Here is a 16476-nt window from a genome sequence, read left to right on the forward strand (position 1 = left end):
TGCTAAGTGTTGCTACTGTACCCCTTGATTCCTTAACAGGCTGTAGCTGATTTAACAAAACGTTTTATCCGCAGTGTGGGCTGCAACCGGCTATGGCTCGCATACTCATCATTGAGGACGACCCTTCGATTCTGGATATCCTGCGCATCAATCTGGAGTTGGCGGGCTATGAGGTCGTAAAGGCCACGGATGGGGTGCGCGGACAGGCGCTGGCCCTGCAAGTTCTCCCCGATCTAATCATCCTCGACCTGATGCTACCCCAGGTGGATGGCCTGACGGTTTGTCAGCGGCTGCGGCGGGAGGAGCGCACCAGCGAGATCCCGATCCTGATGCTCACTGCCCTTGGTCAAACCCAAGACAAGATCGAGGGCTTCAATGCCGGCGCCGACGACTACCTGACCAAACCCTTTGAGGTGCAGGAACTGCTGGTGCGGGTGCGGGCCCTGTTGCGACGTGCCGATCGGATTCCGCAGACGGCCAAACACGGCGAGATCCTCACCTATGGCCCCCTCACCCTGGTGCCAGAGCGCTTCGAGGCGGTGTGGTTTGGCAAGACCATTAAGCTCACCCACCTGGAGTTTGACCTGCTCCACTGCCTGATGCAGCGGCACGGCCAGACAGTCTCCCCCAGCGAAATCCTGCAGGAAGTGTGGGGCTACGAGCCTGACGATGACATCGAGACCATCCGCGTCCACATCCGCCATCTGCGCACCAAGCTGGAGCCAGATCCGCGCCACCCCCAGTACATCAAAACTGTCTACGGGGCGGGCTACTGTCTGGAGCTGCCCAACATTGCCGAGCCGCAGCCGCTGCAGCCGCAACTGGCAAAGGAATCCTCCAACTGACCTCCTCCCGGCCCTGACCCCCCTCCGACTCCCCCCCCGTATACGAGGGGAGGGAGGCAGGTACAGCGCCGGCCTTCCCGTCTTGCAAGGTAACTCCTGAGGGCGCTGCCTACCTCAACTGCTGCTGACTGGGAGGATCCCTGATGTTGGTTGAGCAATCGCTATCCTGTCTGTTCTGCCTGGGGTTTTGCGATAGAGAGGGACAGGGGGGCGGTGATGGTTATGTACAACGTTGCACCTAATCAGCACCCGGGGCTGGGAACCCGCCTCGTGCGTCTTGGATGCTGCAGCTCTACGATGGCTAGCGCCACGCTTTGCAAACGGAGACTCGGTATACGGGATGGACTCCGTCCCGCTGCCGCGAACAATGAAGCAACTGGGGCGGAGGAAGAGACAAAAGCCTTGCCCAGATGGGGAAACCCGTCTGCCCATGCGGTGAGGTAGTTCATGACGTTGAGACAGTATATGCCTTTCATTAGCCTACTGACGGATTTTGGCCTCGAAGATCCCTACGTAGGCATCGTGAAAGGGGTGATCTGGGGAATCGCGCCCCAAGCCCAACTGATCGACCTCAGCCACGAGATCCCGCCCCAGGATGTGGCAGCGGCCCGTTTTGCCCTGATGACGGCCTATCCCCATTTACCTTCTGGAACCATTCACCTGGCGGTGGTAGATCCGGGGGTGGGGAGCAGCCGAAGGGCGGTGGCCGTCCAAACCCAAGGAGGCTATTTGGTCGGCCCTGACAATGGCCTCTTCAGCGGCGTTTTGGAGCAATCCCCACCTCTGGCTGCTGTGGAACTCAACCGACCCCGCTACTGGCGCACTCCTTCTCCCAGCCGTACCTTTCACGGGCGGGATATTTTTGCCCCGGTGGCCGCCCACCTGGCCAACGGGATCCCTTTGGCAGAGTTGGGGGATCCCTTGGAGGTGGCCGAGCTGGTTCGCTGGGACTGGCCACCACCTCAGGCAGAGCCCGACGGCGGCCGCGGCGTGATCCAGGCCATCGACCGCTTCGGCAACGGCATCACCACTCTCCCCGGCAACTGGGTGGAGGGCCGCAACTGGAGAGCTTGGATCAAGGGGATCACCATCCGCTCCGCTGCCACCTTTGCCGAGGGAAGTGAGGGCGAGCTGCTTGCCCTGGTGGGCAGCTCCGGCTTGGTGGAGATTGTGCAAAACCGAGGCAACGCCAGCCGCACCTTGGATTTCAAAGTAGGGGACGAGGTGCGCGTGCAGTGGGGTAGCTAGGCGAACTCCCTCACCCCTGCCCCCTCTTGCTTGGGGAGAAGGGAGACTAGGCAGGCTGGCTTTCCACCGTTAAAGTTTCCGACGGAGCTGCGGAAGTTGAGGTTCCTATCTGAACTTTGACTGCCTGCACGGCATCGGCCTTGGGCAGGGTGAGGGTGAGAATGCCATCCCGGTAGATGGCCGAGACTTTTTCCGGCTGAATGCTTTTGGCTAGCTTGAGGATGCGTTGAAAAGGCTGAGGCTCCACCTCTTGGTAGCGTAATTCAGCACCTTCAGGGCCTTGAAGCTGGATTTCACCGCTAATGGAGAGCTGCTGGGCTGTGGCCTCGATGTGGAAGCGCTCGCGATCGGCGCCGGGCACCCAGAGCTGGACAGTGTAGGCCTCGCCGCTCTCCCAAACCTGTAATGGTGTGGGGAAGAAAGTGCGAGGGCGCTCTCCAGAGCTCTGCTGCTTCGGGAAGTCAAGGGTGCTTCGCTGCACGCGCACATCGAGGATGGGGGTGAAGTAAACCAATTCCATAGCCGCTCCTTGGGTAGTAGGGTGGACAATTCTTGAAAAACAGGTCAACAGGGATAACAACCGGATCCCACCGTTCTACAGAACTCCCCCACGTTGGAAAAAGCTGTATTGAGACGAGATGGGATCCAAACCCAATTCTGCTTCAATGATCCAAGACCGCTGTTGCCAGCAGGGAGGGCAAACCGATCCAGCTAGGGGAGGATCCCATCACCTTTCTCCAAAGTTTGCTTTGGACAACCTCATCTAGAGCCAGCGGGATCCCTGTCGCAACCTTTTCTCTGCCAGTTCGATCGGCTTCTGCTGGGGATGCTGCCAGACAGCTTGACAGAGGAATGGGCGTTAGGGCCGCGCGGTAACAGCTTGGATTCTCTAATTTGCCCACCAGTTCAGCACACTTTATCAAAGCTTAAAATTCTAACCCTAGCTTCAATTGAAGTTATTTGGTTAGTCTCTCAGTTTGGTAGCAAGTTTTGAGAGAGAGCTGACAGGCAAGGCAGGTCGCCTCTAAGATGGCCTTCAAACCAGGACAGCTTGAGCAGTGGGATCCCATGTACGTGTATTGTCTAGAAGAAGTTTTGGAGGCAGGAGCGCCATACAACCTCGAGGAGCTGATAGAACGGCTATCGCAGGGGGATCGCACCCTTTTAAGCCGGTTGTTCGACGTTCGCTACCCCTACTGGAAGCGCAACCTCCGGCGCAATGTTCGCTTGGTGGGTGATCTGCGCTATCTGGGAGAGGTGCCGGTTTTGGTCTTGTTTGGCCTTTGGGGGAGAGGCAGCCACGAGTACCGAGAGTTCCTGGAGCGGCGGCAGGATCCCGGCTATCAAGAGCGGGTGAGGAACTGGGTGCCTGACGATCAGCTACAGGCCTGGCTGGCACAAAGGCAAGCGGAAAATGAACAAGAGGAAGCGCGGCAAAACCAGCTCCTCCCTCTCCCCAGTGAACTGTACGATTGGACACAGTTTTTAAATACTCCCAACCGCCAGGAGCGACTGGTGTTGGAAAGCGGGGAATGGGTTCGGCAAGTGCAAGCCCTTTCTCTAGAACAGCGGCGCCAAGTGTATCGGGCGGTAGAGCAATTCATTAGCGATGAGAAAGGTAATCTCTACCAGGAACTACCACTGTTTTATCCAGGAGCTGAGGTTAGATGCTGGCGGGAAGGCTCGATACATCTGGCTATCAGCCTGGTGCAGGTATGTGAGCAGGAAAGAGTCTTATCTCCATTTTTAATTGGGGTTTACGACCACGCTCCGGAGCAGAGAGAGCGGTTTGACCTAGGGCGCCAAACTTGCCTATTTGGGATGGGGGCCGATCGGCCGGATATTCTCCAACACCCACAATCTTTAGAGATTTGGAAGCGATATGCCCGCCGCGCCTACCCCGATTACATGGTTGCAGATGAAAACGTCTGGCTGGAAATCCAGGAAACTACAGAGGGGAACTTAGCTTTATCGATGGAGGAAGAAGAAATTCTCCAAAGCACCTCTATGCCTCTACTGATCAACGGGCGAGCTGGAAGCGGCAAATCTCTGATGTTGTATTACCGTTTTGCTGATTACTGCAGCCATTACCTGAAGAATTCAAGCAAAGGAAACTTTCAGTACCATCCTCTCTTTTTAACCTACAGCCCGAGTCTAGTACAGCAAGCCCGCAGCAAGGTAAGTACAATTTTGCGGGTCAACCATCGTTACCGAGAGAGAGGCAGTGACTTCTCAGAAGAGGAAATTGGGCGATGTCAAGCTTTCTTTAGCACCTTCCAGGACTACCTGTTGAGCTGTCTTCCGCCGGAGAGACAAGAACGCTATCAACTGGAGCGATATGTCAATTTTTATCGATTTCGGAGCTGGTACCGCGGCCGCAGCGATATAGAGTTAGCTTGGCATACGATTCGCACTCTGATCAAGGGCTATGAAGTAAGCGACTACTTGGATCCAGATTGCTATCGGGAATTGCCTCAAGCTGACCGCACTGTAGATGTAGAAGTCTTTGATCGAATATACAAGCAAGTTTGGCGAGGTTATCAGGAACGAACTACCTACGAAGGCTACTGGGACGATCAAGATTTGGCTAGAGATGTCCTACAGAATGGTTGTCTTAGATCAATTCATCCGGTCATTTTCTGTGATGAGGTTCAAGACTTTACCCAGCTTGAGCTGAATATTGTTTTCTGCTTGTCACCTTGGGGAAAATATAAGCTGGATTGGGCTATCGAGCGTTTACCTTATGCTTTTGCTGGGGATCCCCTGCAAACGATCAATCCTACAGGATTTCGTTGGGATGCTCTAAGGAGCCATCTCTACAAGCATATCCATGCTTACTTGTTGCCGAGTCATTCTCTCGAGATTCCAAGTCCCCGAGAGTTAAAAAATAACTACCGCTGTAGCCCTCAGATCACTCGTTTTAGCAACCTGGTTAACCTGTGGCGGCGAGTTCTTAGCAATGATCGGGGGATTTATCCACAGCAGCCTTGGCGTTTTCAGGAACCAGGTAGGCCAGCTCAAAAGTTTGTGCTGGATGGCCAGGACAAGAACTTAACTCAACATGAGCTGAGGAGTATGCTCAGGAACAGCACGGGTACAGTTTGCATCCTGCCTTGTCCCATAGGAGAGGAGCTGGACTACGTGCGCCAAGATCCCGAACTCCAGAGAGTTTTTGCCGAAGAGCTGGAGCAAAATCTCAAGCCGGCGCTGCTGCAGACTGTTACCGCTGTCAAGGGCATGGAGTTCAAAAAGATTATTCTCTACAAGTTTGGCGACTACTATCGACAAAACTTTAGCAGAAGGCTTAACCACTATGCTCAAGAACCTGCAGAGAAAGTATCCCTACAGCTACATTATTTTCTCAACCAGCTATACGTTGGTATTACCCGCCCCATCGAAGCCTTAGCTGTTGTGGATACTGCAGTTGGCTGGCGGGATTTTTGGGATCCTGCCTTGGAGATTGACTTTTGGCTCAATCACTCTCATTTGCAGCCTGATCGATCCCAATGGCAAACCCATCCACCTGTACTGGCGGGCTTCGCTCCAGGCACCGGCATCCAATACTGGACGGATAAAAACTTACAGGATGTCCTGGACTTGGCTCTTGGGTTTCTTAGGCGAGGGGTAGAGGAGGGAAATCCTGAGCTCTTGGAAGATGCACGCGCCTTTGCTCGGCAGGCAGGCAACCAGAAATTAGAACAGGAATGCCAAGCTTGGATCCTCAAGCTGCAGAGGGATTACGTTCCTGCAGGTCGTCAGTTTTTAAGCCTGGAAAGATCCGCCCTACCCAATAGACATCTCATCCGGGAAGCCTGGGAGTGCTTTTGGAAGGCAAAAGCTTGGTTAGAGTTACAGCAGCATCGTCCCACTCACTTTGCCAGGTGCTCCGAGATCCCCGACTACAGTCCTCTGGTGGATTTGATGGTGGTAACCCAAAACAGCTCTGCCAAGTCCATGGAGCGCTTTCGACAGATAGTTCGAGTGCGAGATTGGTTGAGCGTTGAGGTCAGCCCGAAGCATTCGGATCCCACCTGGAAGGTTTGTGTGGAGAAGTTTTTGGTGGAGCTGGAGCAAGTTTTCGATAATCTAGAGACTTTTCGTTCTAAGCTGGAGGACCGTGAACTTTTTTGGCAAGAGACCCTTGAGGCCTTGAGGGAGCGTTTGGCCTTTCTTGGCCAGCGGCAGCCGTTCGCAGGGCAATATCACAAAATTCTCGGCATCTGTTATTTCCAGCAACAGAAACTTGAGGAGGCAGTTGCCATTTGGGATCAAGGTGGCCAAACGGAGCATTCCTACTACTACCGGGCCAAGATCCAATTGGAGAAGTCGCCTGGCCAGGTGAGGTGGCTATCCAAAGACCGGCAGGACGCAGCAGTGGTGAGCAAATGGCAGGAGGCGGGACGTCCCCTCGCGGGCGAGTGGGAGGAGTACATCAACGATGTCATCCTCAGCCTGGAGCGCTTGAAAGAGTGGCCGCTGCTGCTGCGAATCCTGATCCGGCGCCGCGAGTGGGGCAGGCTTTGGGAAGTGGTTCAGGCCCACCCACAGGCGTGGCAGCGCGGACATGACTACGAGTTGGTGGCCAGCATGGCTCGAGACATGGCAACCAACTGGGATGAGCTGAGGTGGAAGCTCCCTGGACTGCGGGATTTTCTGCAGGAAGTGGTAAGCAGTGTGCGCGGGGAGCACGCTTGGTGGCTGCAACCGCTGGAGGTGGGCCTGGCCTATGAGCGACTGGGCCGCTACCGAGACGCGCTCAGGTTTTATGAGCGCTTTGCTGAAAACGGAATCGGTAGAATCCCAAGATGGCAACGCTCTCAGATTCGGCAGCGCTGGCTTTTGGTTCACAAGAAGTATCGAGATTCTCTGCAGGCGGAGGGACGACCGACCGATCTTTTGGCAGAGGAGTTTAGCCGCGCGCAAGAGCGCTGGCGTGAGCAACTGCCCCAGGCAGAGCCTGAGCTGGAGGAACGGGATCCCTGGCTACACGACTTCGTGGAGCACCCCAGCCCTGTTCAGAGTTGGCTGCTGCAGCGGGAGCAAACTGAAGCTCAAAGACTGCAAGTGGCAATCCGCGAAGAACTGAAGCGGCTCAACGAGAGGCAGCTCCAGCAAGTTTATGGCCTGATCCAGCGATTTCTCGGCCCAGGTTGAGCAGGAGTTGTAGGTAGAGCCACCTACCGCAAGATCTGCTGCAGGCGCTCCAGGGCGCGTTGGTTTTCTTCAGGGGTGCCCACCGTTAGGCGCAGCCCGCCGCCGGTACAGCGCACACAAGTTCCCAGCTCTTGCCAGGCCCGCTGCAGATCCTGGGGATCCCATCCTGCCACCCGGAAGTAGAGAAAATTGGCCTGGCTAGGCCACACCCGCACCCCCGGCAGCTCCTGCAGGGCTTGGTAGAGGGCTTCCCGTTCCTGACGGATAAGGGGTAGGTCGGCCAAAAACTCCTCGGCATGTTCCAGGGCAATCTGAACGGCCCACTGGGAGATGGCCGAGAGATTGTAGGGCAGGCGGATGGCATCCAGCACCTGGACGAGCTGCGGATGGCCGATGGCATAGCCCACCCGGTGAGCTGCCAGGCGAAAGGCTTTGGAGAAGGTGCGCAAGATAACCCAGTTGGGGTGCTCCGCCAGCTTGGGCAGGGCCGTGTGTTGGCTGAACTCGAAATAGGCCTCATCGAGGATCACCAAAATCTCGGCGGGCAACCCTTCCACCCACTCCCACTCGGCGGTGCTCAGGCCATTGCCGGTGGGCGAATTGGGATCCACCAAACACACCACCCGCACCTGCTGCTCCGCTATCGCCTGTTGACACCGCTCCAGATCCAGGGCAAACGTCTCAGGGTGGCGGGGCACCCGCACCACTGGGATCCCCAGGCTCTGAGCCAGGATGGCGTACATAGAAAAGGTAGGCTCTGGCACCAGAATGCCACCCCTTCCGCCCAGGCAGGTGGCAATGAATAGGGATCGGATTAGCTCGTCGGAGCCGTTGCCCAGGCTAATCTGGGCAGGATCTGCCCCGGCATAGGCGGCAATGGCCTGCTTGAGGCCCCGGTGATGAGCATCGGGGTAGCGGTTGCTCGGGATCCCTTTTTCCCAGAGGAGGGAGAGTTTCTGCTTGAAGCCCGCCGGCCAATCCCAGGGAAACTCGTTGGCATCCAACTTGTCGGCAGCTTGGGGCGGCACGGCATCATAGGACTTGAGGTGAAGCAAATCCGGGCGCAGATACCGCAAGGCACACATCTCCCTACCCTAACGGAGCAAGGTACCTATGATAGCAGTGCTGACCTGCTTGCCGATGTAGGCTACAGTGTTCCTAACAGGTACGGGGCTGACGGGGCTCGAACCCGCAACTTCCGCCGTGACAGGGCGGTGCTCTAACCAATTGAACTACAGCCCCAGGAGCTGCGAATACCCATTTTGAACCTAAGTAAGGATGGTTGTCAATCATGGTATCTAGTCTGGCGGCCCAGGCCGCAACGCTGGTAGAGGAGGCCCCGCAGAACGGGATCCCGACAGCGGCGATGCAACAGGTCGCAGAGGTGCTCACCCAGGTGGCCCAACACCTGGATCACCTGCAGTACACCACCTTGCGCTACCCCGATGGCGGCTGGCTGACGGTGCGGGTGGTAGAAAGATCCGCCGGGACGGAGTCCCCCCCAGGATTCGAACCCATCGGCCAGCTGTGGATCCCGGCCTTTGGCCACCTGGAAGATGCCCAAGCCACGCTGGCGGAACTGCGGGAGCAAGCGCCGGACTTGGAGGCCACCTCCTTTGGGGTTTTGGAGCTGCTCTTTTTGGCCCTGGGCCTTTCCCGCGCCGAAGGCATTGTTTTTTACGACCAGGCGGGGGATCGGCGGCAAGGGAAAGCCGTAGCCTGCCGGCCTCTGGCGGAGCAGGTGAGCCAGGCTATCCGCAGCGGGCTTCCTCCCATAGCCTAAGGCGGGAACGGATCCGCTCTAGCTCACGATGGCACCCTGGCGGCGGGCGAACTCCCGCAGCTTCCTATCCATCTGCGCCCCTCGCAGATCCGCTTTGTAAAAGCTGGTGAAGCGCTTGCCTTTTTCTTCAGCTTGGCGTGGCAGGGAAGTCCTGCCGCCTGCAGACCAGAGCACCGACCCGGCTACCACCAAAGCAATCCCAGCCGCTCCCAAGGCATAAACCACATTGCGCGTGGTGAGGTGGACGAGCAAAAACGCCAGGCTCCCAGCTCCCAAGAGCCCTCCCAGGCCTGCTAGGATCCCTCCCAGGGTCTTGGCCGAGCCGAGGAGCCGGCTCAAAAAGCGCAGCCAGCGGGGTTGCGGTGTGTTGAAGCGGATCCCGCGCAGATCGGCTCCCTGCAGATTGGCCCCCGAAAAATCGGCCCCCCGCAGATCGGCGCAGCGCAAGTCATAACCGGCTAAGTTCTGGTTGGCGAAAGACTTGCCCCGCAGATCCGCCCCCGCCAAAGACGGGATCCGCGGCGGGGTGGCTGGCTTGATCTGCCCGCTGCCAGTGATGCGGCTGGCTTGGCCCAGTTGGGTAAAACCGGTGGGAACCGCTCCCACGGGCAGCATGCCTCCCGCACCGGACCGAGGGAGCGGCGCAGGCGAGAACCCATCTGTTCGGGCCAGGGGGAGAGCGGTTGAACGGCGTTTGGCCCACTGGTCGGAGATCAGCAACGGGCTGGAATCGGCAGTCAACGGAGAACTGGGCAAGAGAACCGGCGAGGAAAGGGGGCCCTCCTGCACCGGGATCCCTTGCAGAGCCCGCAGCACCTCGGTAGCCGTGGCAAAGCGCTGGCTGATGGCCGGCTGCAGCATGCGGCGCAAAATGGCGTCGAACTCAGGGCTGAGCTGCAGGCGATCCGACCAATCCCATTGGCCGGTGTTGTGGTCGTAAAACTTGGCCGGCGACTCCAGAGTCATCAAATTGATGCAAGTGGCGGCCAGCGCGTAGAGATCGCTGGCGGGGCCCACCGCCTGGCCAGCCATCTGCTCCGGCGGAGAAAAGCCCAGGGAGCGAATCGCCGTTCCCTCCTCCGACGACTTGTGGCCCGGCCCAAGCTGCTTCACCGCCCCAAAGTCGATTAGCACCAGGCGGCCATCTTCTTTGCGGCGAATCAGGTTAGCCGGCTTGATATCGCGGTGGACGGTGTTCTGGCTGTGGACATAGTTGAGGATCAGCAGCACCTCCTGCATCACTTGCCGGGCTTGTTCTTCGGAGAAAGGCCCATTGCGCCGCATCTCCTGAGAAAGCGTGATCCCCTCGATAAACTCCTGCACCAAGTAGAATTGGCCGCCTTCTTGGAAGTGGGCGTAGAGCTTGGGGATTTGCGAATGCTCCCCCAGGCGCTCCAACACCTCAGCCTCGCGGTTAAACAGTTCCTCCGCCAGCCTGGCCAGTTGGGGCGAATTTTCAGCCGGGCGCAACTGCTTGATCACCCGCCAGGGCTTGGAGGGCATGTCCTCATCGCGGGCCAAGAAGGTGGCGCCAAATCCCCCCTGCCCCAGACGCTTGAAGGCCCGGTAGCGATTGCGCACCAGCAGCGGCTGGCCACAGGAGGCACAGGTGGAGGCATCCGGTGGATTTTCTGGCTGCAGACAGTCAGGATTGAGACAATAGCAGGTGGGCATACCCCTCCAAGCGCTACCGACTGACGGCTAGGTAACCGAGACGAGGCTGATGGGCGGGCAAGCGCGTTGCCAGAGATACATCTAGCCTAGACCAAGGGGAGAAAAATCTTGCACATCTGGCTCCAACAGGCTGATCCTAGCGTTTGCCCACGCGGGCTCAATCGGAGAAATCGCTTAGATTTTTCTGCTTTGGCGGGCGGTGCCGACAAAATCCAGACCTCAAGAGTTCAACTGCCCCAGCGGCAAAAAACCTAGAATTATCAATACAGTTATTCTTCGCCTTGACCATGTCTCCATCCTTCTCCGGTGCCGCCATCCGGCAGGCTTTTCTGGACTTCTACGCCCAGCGGGGCCACCAGGTACTGCCCAGCGCCTCCTTGGTGCCGGAGGATCCCACGGTGCTGCTGACCATCGCCGGCATGCTACCCTTCAAGCCCATCTTCCTGGGGCATCGGGATCCGGAGTACCCACGGGTCACGACTGCCCAGAAATGCGTACGCACCAACGACATCGAGAACGTGGGACGGACGGCTCGCCACCACACCTTTTTTGAGATGCTGGGCAACTTCAGCTTCGGCGACTACTTCAAAAAAGAGGCCATCACCTGGGCCTGGGAGCTGGTGACGGAGGTGTTTGGCCTGCCGCCGGAGCGCCTGGTGGTGAGCGTCTTTCGAGAAGATGAGGAGGCCTTTGCCCTCTGGCGCAATGAGATTGGGATCCCGCCCCACCGCATCCGGCGCATGGGGGAGGAGGACAACTTCTGGGCTGCCGGCCCCACCGGCCCCTGTGGCCCTTGCTCCGAGATCTACTACGACTTCAAGCCGGAGCTAGGGGATGAGCAGATTGACCTAGGGGACGACTCCCGCTTTCTGGAGATCTACAATCTGGTGTTCATGGAGCTCAACCGGGACAGCGAGGGCCGCCTCACTCCCTTGGCCAAGCAAAACATCGACACTGGCCTGGGGCTGGAGCGGCTGGCTCAGGTGTTGCAGGGAGTCCCCAACAACTATGAGACAGATTTGATCTTCCCCATTGTGCAGAAGGCGGCTGAGATCGCTCAGGTGGACTACTTCCGGGCCAGCCCCGAGCAGAAAGTCTCCCTCAAGGTTATTGGGGATCACGCGCGGGCGGTGATGCATCTGATTGCCGACGGGGTAATCCCCTCCAATGTGGATCGGGGCTACGTGCTGCGGCGCTTGATCCGGCGGATGGTGCGCCACGGGCGCCTCTTGGGGATCGGCGAGCCCTTTACCTGGCCAGTGGTGGAGACGGCCATCCAGTTGGCGGAGGCGGCCTATCCCGAGGTGCGGGAGCGGGAGGCGGTGATCAAAGCCGAGCTGCAGCGGGAAGAGGAGCAGTTTCTCAAGACTCTGGAGCGGGGGGAGCGGCTGCTGTTTGATCTGTTTGCCAACGTCACCGCCACTGGCGCGCCAAAGCAGATCTCCGGTGTCGACGCCTTCAAGCTCTTTGACACCTACGGCTTCCCGTTGGAGCTGACTCAGGAAATTGCCCAGGAGCACGGCTTTAGCGTGGATGTCCAGGGCTTTGAGCAAGAGATGGAAAAACAGCGGCAGCGGGCCCGCGCCGCTCACCAAACCCTCGACGTCATGGCCCAGGGATCCCTGGACGAGCTGGCTGAGTTTTTAATCGAGACGGAGTTTCTCGGCTACAACCAGTCCTCTGCCCGCGGCGTGGTGGAGGCGCTCCTGGTGGAAGGGAAGTCGGTGCCTCAGGTAGAGGCGGGGCAGGTGGTGCAGGTGGTTTTGGATCGCACGCCTTTTTATGCGGAGTCCGGGGGGCAAATTGGCGATCGCGGCTACCTGGCCGGGGACGGAGTGTTGGTACGGGTGGAGGATGTGCAAAAGCGGGGGGATCTGTTTGTCCACTTTGGCCGGGTGGAGCGGGGGATCCTGCGGGTGGGGGATCCCGTGCAGGCCCAGATTGACCTGGCCTGTCGGCGGCGCGCCCAGGCCCACCACACAGCCACCCACCTCTTGCAGGCAGCCCTTAAGAAAGTGGTCGATCCCTCCATCAGCCAGGCGGGATCCCTGGTGGCCTTTGACCGGCTGCGCTTTGACTTTACCCTGTCGCGTCCCCTTACCCCCGAAGAGCTGCAGCAGGTTGAGGATCTGGTCAACACCTGGATTGCTGAGGCCCATCCGGCTCAGGTAGCCATTCTGCCCCTGGCAGAGGCCAAAGCCAGAGGGGCGGTGGCCATGTTTGGGGAAAAATACGGTGCCGAGGTGCGCGTGGTTGACTTTCCGGGGGTGTCGATGGAGCTTTGTGGCGGCACCCACGTCAGCAACACTGCCGAGATCGGCCTGTTCAAGATCATCTCCGAGAGTGGGGTAGCCGCCGGGATCCGCCGCATCGAGGCTGTAGCCGGGCCGGCGGTGCTGGAATACCTAAACGAGCGGGATAGCGTCGTGCGGGAGCTGAGCGCCCAATTCAAGGCCAAGCCGCAGGAGATCCCAGAGCGGGTAGCGGCTTTACAGGCGGAGCTGAAGGCTGCCCAGAAGGCGCTTGAGGAGGCCCGCAGCCAGCTGGCCCTGCTCCAGGCAGAGCAGCTCTTGCCCCAGGCAGTATCGGTTGGGAACCTCAGGATCTTGGTGGCGGAATTGGGATCCACTCCTCCTGAGGCGCTTAAAACCGCCGCCGAGCACCTGCTGCAGCGGCTAGGGGAAGGGGCAGTGGTGCTGGGATCGGTGCCGGAAGCCGGCAAGGTCAGCCTGGTGGCCGCCTTTAGCCCGGCGGTGCAGCAACTTGGCCTCAAGGCGGGCTCCTTTATCGGCGAGATTGCCAAACTCACAGGTGGCGGTGGGGGTGGGCGGCCCAACTTGGCCCAGGCGGGTGGCAAGCAGCCCGAGAAACTGGCGCAAGCCCTACAGGCGGCCCAGGAGCGGCTGCGGGCAGAGCTGGAAAAGGGAGCGCAGAAACCTGCAAGCTCGAGCAGTTAGAAGAGGAGCAGCCCCCCTGCCCCATAATGGAAGCCTGGGATTTTCCGCACTCACCATGATGCCCAACAGCTTGTCTACTGCCATCGACCTTAGCCAAAAGCGCATTTTGCTCACCGGAGGGAGTGGCTTTTTGGGCAAACATGTGCTGCAGCAGTTGCAAGTGCTGGGGGTGAAGCCGGAGCAGGTGCGGATCCCGCGCTCCCGCACCCACGACCTGCGCCGCTGGGAAGTCTGCCAAGAGGTGGTGCAGGGGCAAGATATCGTCATCCATTTGGCGGCCCATGTGGGCGGCATCGGCCTCAACCAGGCCAAGCCGGCGGAGCTCTTCTACGACAACCTGATCATGGGATCCCAGCTCATCCACGCCGCCTATCTAGCTGGGGTGGAGAAGTTTGTCTGCGTGGGCACCATTTGCGCTTATCCCAAGTTCACCCCCGTCCCCTTCAAGGAAGAGGATCTCTGGAATGGCTACCCGGAGGAGACCAACGCCCCCTACGGCATCGCCAAGAAAGCCCTGCTGGTGCAACTGCAGGCCTACCGGCAGCAATATGGCTTCAACGGCATCTACCTCCTGCCGGTGAACCTCTACGGCCCCATGGACAACTTCGATCTCGAAACTTCCCACGTGATCCCGGCCTTGATCCGCAAGGTGCATGAAGCCCAACAGCGGGGCCAGAACTACGTGGAGGTGTGGGGAGATGGCAGCCCCACCCGCGAGTTTTTCTACGCCGAAGATGCCGCCCGCGGCATTCTCCTGGCCACCCAGCTCTACAACAGCTCCGAGCCCCTGAACCTGGGCACCGGAGAGGAGATCTCCATTCGGGATCTCATTGCCCTCATCTGCGAGCTGATGGAGTTTCGCGGCGAGATCCGCTGGCAAACGGACAAGCCCAACGGCCAGCCGCGCCGCTGCCTGGACGTCTCCAAAGCCCGTGAGAGGATTGGTTTTGTGGCCAAGGTGGGGCTGCGGGAGGGGCTGCAGCGCACCATCGACTGGTACCGCCGCCACGCCTCCAACGGGGCAAACTAGGCAAGGGGCTGGCTCTCCAGTCGTCCATCCTCCATGTGCAGCACCCGGTCGGCGATGTCGAGGATGCGGTTGTCGTGGGTCACCATCAGGATGGTGCAACCCTGCTCCCGCGCCAACTTCTCCATCAGGGTCACCACCTCGCGGCCCGACTTGCTGTCCAGGGCTGCCGTCGGCTCGTCGGCCAGCACCAGTTTGGGGTGGCTGACCAGGGCCCGCGCAATGGCCACCCGCTGCTTCTGCCCACCCGAAAGTTGTTCGGGGTAGTAGTGGACGCGATCCTCGAGACCCACCGCCGCCAGCATCGCTTCCGCCCGCTCTTGGGCTTCCTGGGCGGAAAGGCCGTTGTGCAGCTCCAGAGCCATACGCACATTTTGAGCTGCCGTCAGGGAGCGCAGCAGGTTGTGGGCCTGGAAGATGTACCCCACCTGGCGGCGGATCTGGATGAGGGTGTTGGGCTGGGCGCCCCGCAGCTCCTGCCCCAACACCCGCAAGCTGCCCTCCTGCACCGAGCGCAAAGCCCCCAGGAGCGTGAGCAGCGTGGTCTTGCCGGAGCCGGAGGGGCCGGTCAACAACACGATCTCCCCCGGCTGCAAAACGAAGTTGATGTCAAAAAGCACTTGCTTGCGCAGGGACCCCTCGCCAAAGTAGTGGTTCACCCCTTCGGCTTTGACCACCGGCTCAACGGCATTTTGGGTGGAGGCGAGGGCGGCTTGATCGAGAAGGAAAGGCAGCATAGGGAACTCAAAATCTCAAACAACTTGGGTTGACAACTTATCGTGGGCCATCGTGGGAACTGCCGCGATTGAACCCTCCAGAAACCTTTGGCCGAAGGCCTTTAAAGGGATCCCAGAAGCTTTTGGGCAGTTGAGTTCAAGCCATTCAACAATCCATTCCCCCCCTCCCCCATGCAACGCCTTGCCAAAACTTTAGTTAGAAAATATCGGCGGGATCGGCTGCCCGCAGCCGCCGCACGGCAATGGCCCCTGAGATAAAGCACATGCTCACCGTCAGGAGCAGCACCAGCACCGCCCGGCTGAAGGTCATGGCAATTGGCAGCAACGTGGCATTGGCCGTCAAATCGTAGAGCAAAACCGCCAGAGCAAAAGCGGGAATATATCCCAGACCGGCCAGCAAAATAGCTTCTTGAAACACCACCCCCAGCAAGTAAGTATCCGTGTAGCCCATGGCCTTAAGGGTGGCATATTCTGCCAGGTGATCCGACACATCGGTATAGAGGATCTGATAGACAATCACAATGCCGACGATGAAACCCATGGCCACCCCCAGGCCGAAAATAAAGCCGATGGCCGTGCCCTCCTCCCAGTAGCTTTGCTCCATATCGATAAACTCTGCCCGCGACAGCACCCGCACATCCTCCGGCAGGAAGGCCCGCATCTGCTGCACCAACGGCTGGGGATCCACCCCCGGCTGCAGTTGCACCACACCGATATCCACGAGGCCGCGCTCCCGCTGGGGAAAAATGCGCAGGAAGTTGAGGTCGCTGGTGAGGATGGTGCCGTCGGCGCCAAAGGTAGCCCCCATCTCAAACAGACCCCCCACCTGGACGCGGCGGTTCCCCACCTCGGTAAAGACCTCTCGACCGGACTCAAACCATTCCGGGATGGGGCCAAACTCGCTGCGGGAGCGGCGGTCGAAGAGCACCACGTCCGCCTTCTTGATCTCCTCCAACTTGTCGGGGGTCAGCTCCGGCAACTCCAGCAGGTCGGCAGAGGGATCCACCCCCACCACAAAGATGCTGCGGGTGCGGCGGGTCTGGGGGTTTTT

At 59.1% G+C, this 16476-nt stretch carries 11 protein-coding genes and 1 tRNA gene; 6 read left to right on the forward strand and 6 right to left on the reverse strand.

The annotated features are described in order from the left end of the window. The first annotated feature begins 92 nt into the window (after positions 1–92). Together NW835_RS04400 and NW835_RS04405 are read left to right on the forward strand one after the other, a co-directional pair. A complete protein-coding gene (locus NW835_RS04400) occupies positions 93–845 on the forward strand; it encodes a response regulator transcription factor (protein WP_414366077.1) in 753 nt (250 codons plus the stop codon). A 465-nt stretch (positions 846–1310) separates the two neighbouring features. After that, on the forward strand, positions 1311–2093 hold the full coding sequence (locus NW835_RS04405; protein WP_414385747.1) for an S-adenosyl-l-methionine hydroxide adenosyltransferase family protein: 783 nt from the start codon (positions 1311–1313) through the stop codon (positions 2091–2093). A 46-nt stretch (positions 2094–2139) separates the two neighbouring features. Here the strand turns inward: NW835_RS04405 and NW835_RS04410 are convergent, their stop codons facing one another. Next, complete coding sequence (locus NW835_RS04410; RefSeq protein ID WP_414414613.1) at positions 2140–2613, reverse strand: Hsp20/alpha crystallin family protein; 474 nt, start codon at positions 2611–2613, stop codon at positions 2140–2142. A 509-nt stretch (positions 2614–3122) separates the two neighbouring features. Between NW835_RS04410 and NW835_RS04415 the strand changes: the two genes are divergently transcribed. Then, complete coding sequence (locus NW835_RS04415) at positions 3123–7247, forward strand: hypothetical protein (protein WP_414414614.1); 4125 nt, start codon at positions 3123–3125, stop codon at positions 7245–7247. Positions 7248–7270: 23 nt separating this feature from the next. On the opposite strand, the gene NW835_RS04420 is transcribed toward NW835_RS04415, so the two are convergent. Further along, positions 7271–8332, reverse strand: a complete 1062-nt coding sequence (locus tag NW835_RS04420; RefSeq protein WP_414377007.1) for a histidinol-phosphate transaminase — start codon at positions 8330–8332, stop codon at positions 7271–7273. Positions 8333–8415: 83 nt separating this feature from the next. After that, positions 8416–8489: transfer RNA gene (locus NW835_RS04425), tRNA-Asp, on the reverse strand. Positions 8490–8538: 49 nt separating this feature from the next. Here NW835_RS04425 and NW835_RS04430 point away from each other — a divergent pair. After that, positions 8539–9030: a hypothetical protein gene (locus NW835_RS04430; protein WP_414363979.1), complete on the forward strand. Its 492-nt coding sequence runs from the start codon at positions 8539–8541 to the stop codon at positions 9028–9030. An 18-nt stretch (positions 9031–9048) separates the two neighbouring features. Here NW835_RS04430 and NW835_RS04435 read toward each other — a convergent pair whose 3' ends face one another. Beyond that, complete coding sequence (locus tag NW835_RS04435) at positions 9049–10704, reverse strand: protein kinase domain-containing protein (RefSeq protein ID WP_414363977.1); 1656 nt, start codon at positions 10702–10704, stop codon at positions 9049–9051. A gap of 287 nt (positions 10705–10991) precedes the next feature. Here NW835_RS04435 and alaS point away from each other — a divergent pair, with 287 nt between their 5' ends. Next, complete coding sequence (gene alaS / locus NW835_RS04440) at positions 10992–13661, forward strand: alanine--tRNA ligase (protein ID WP_414414628.1); 2670 nt, start codon at positions 10992–10994, stop codon at positions 13659–13661. Between the two features lie 55 nt (positions 13662–13716). Then, the gene (locus tag NW835_RS04445; RefSeq protein ID WP_414371885.1) at positions 13717–14691 is read left to right on the forward strand and encodes a GDP-L-fucose synthase family protein; all 975 of its coding nucleotides are present in this window, start codon (positions 13717–13719) and stop codon (positions 14689–14691) included. Here NW835_RS04445 and NW835_RS04450 read toward each other — a convergent pair. Beyond that, positions 14688–15425 (reverse strand): DevA family ABC transporter ATP-binding protein, encoded by a 738-nt coding sequence (locus NW835_RS04450; RefSeq protein ID WP_414385734.1) that lies wholly within the window; start codon positions 15423–15425, stop codon positions 14688–14690. The two genes, NW835_RS04445 and NW835_RS04450, sit on opposite strands and share 4 nt — an antisense overlap. 196 nt (positions 15426–15621) lie before the next feature. Next, on the reverse strand, positions 15622–16476 hold an 855-nt coding region (gene devC, locus NW835_RS04455), incomplete at its 5' end, for an ABC transporter permease DevC (RefSeq protein WP_414414615.1).

This window comes from Synechococcus sp. OH2 (genome assembly GCF_047462155.1).
Lineage (GTDB): Bacteria > Cyanobacteriota > Cyanobacteriia > Thermostichales > Thermostichaceae > Thermostichus.

Coding starts and splice junctions, on each gene's coding strand:
- alaS (WP_414414628.1), top strand. CDS start 10,992: ATGTCTCCATCCTTCTCCGGTGCCGCCATCCGGCAGGCTTTTCTGGAC.
- NW835_RS04435 (WP_414363977.1), bottom strand. CDS start 10,704: ATGCCCACCTGCTATTGTCTCAATCCTGACTGTCTGCAGCCAGAAAAT.
- NW835_RS04450 (WP_414385734.1), bottom strand. CDS start 15,425: ATGCTGCCTTTCCTTCTCGATCAAGCCGCCCTCGCCTCCACCCAAAAT.
- NW835_RS04420 (WP_414377007.1), bottom strand. CDS start 8,332: ATGTGTGCCTTGCGGTATCTGCGCCCGGATTTGCTTCACCTCAAGTCC.
- NW835_RS04445 (WP_414371885.1), top strand. CDS start 13,717: ATGATGCCCAACAGCTTGTCTACTGCCATCGACCTTAGCCAAAAGCGC.
- NW835_RS04405 (WP_414385747.1), top strand. CDS start 1,311: ATGCCTTTCATTAGCCTACTGACGGATTTTGGCCTCGAAGATCCCTAC.
- NW835_RS04415 (WP_414414614.1), top strand. CDS start 3,123: ATGGCCTTCAAACCAGGACAGCTTGAGCAGTGGGATCCCATGTACGTG.
- NW835_RS04410 (WP_414414613.1), bottom strand. CDS start 2,613: ATGGAATTGGTTTACTTCACCCCCATCCTCGATGTGCGCGTGCAGCGA.
- NW835_RS04430 (WP_414363979.1), top strand. CDS start 8,539: ATGGTATCTAGTCTGGCGGCCCAGGCCGCAACGCTGGTAGAGGAGGCC.
- NW835_RS04400 (WP_414366077.1), top strand. CDS start 93: ATGGCTCGCATACTCATCATTGAGGACGACCCTTCGATTCTGGATATC.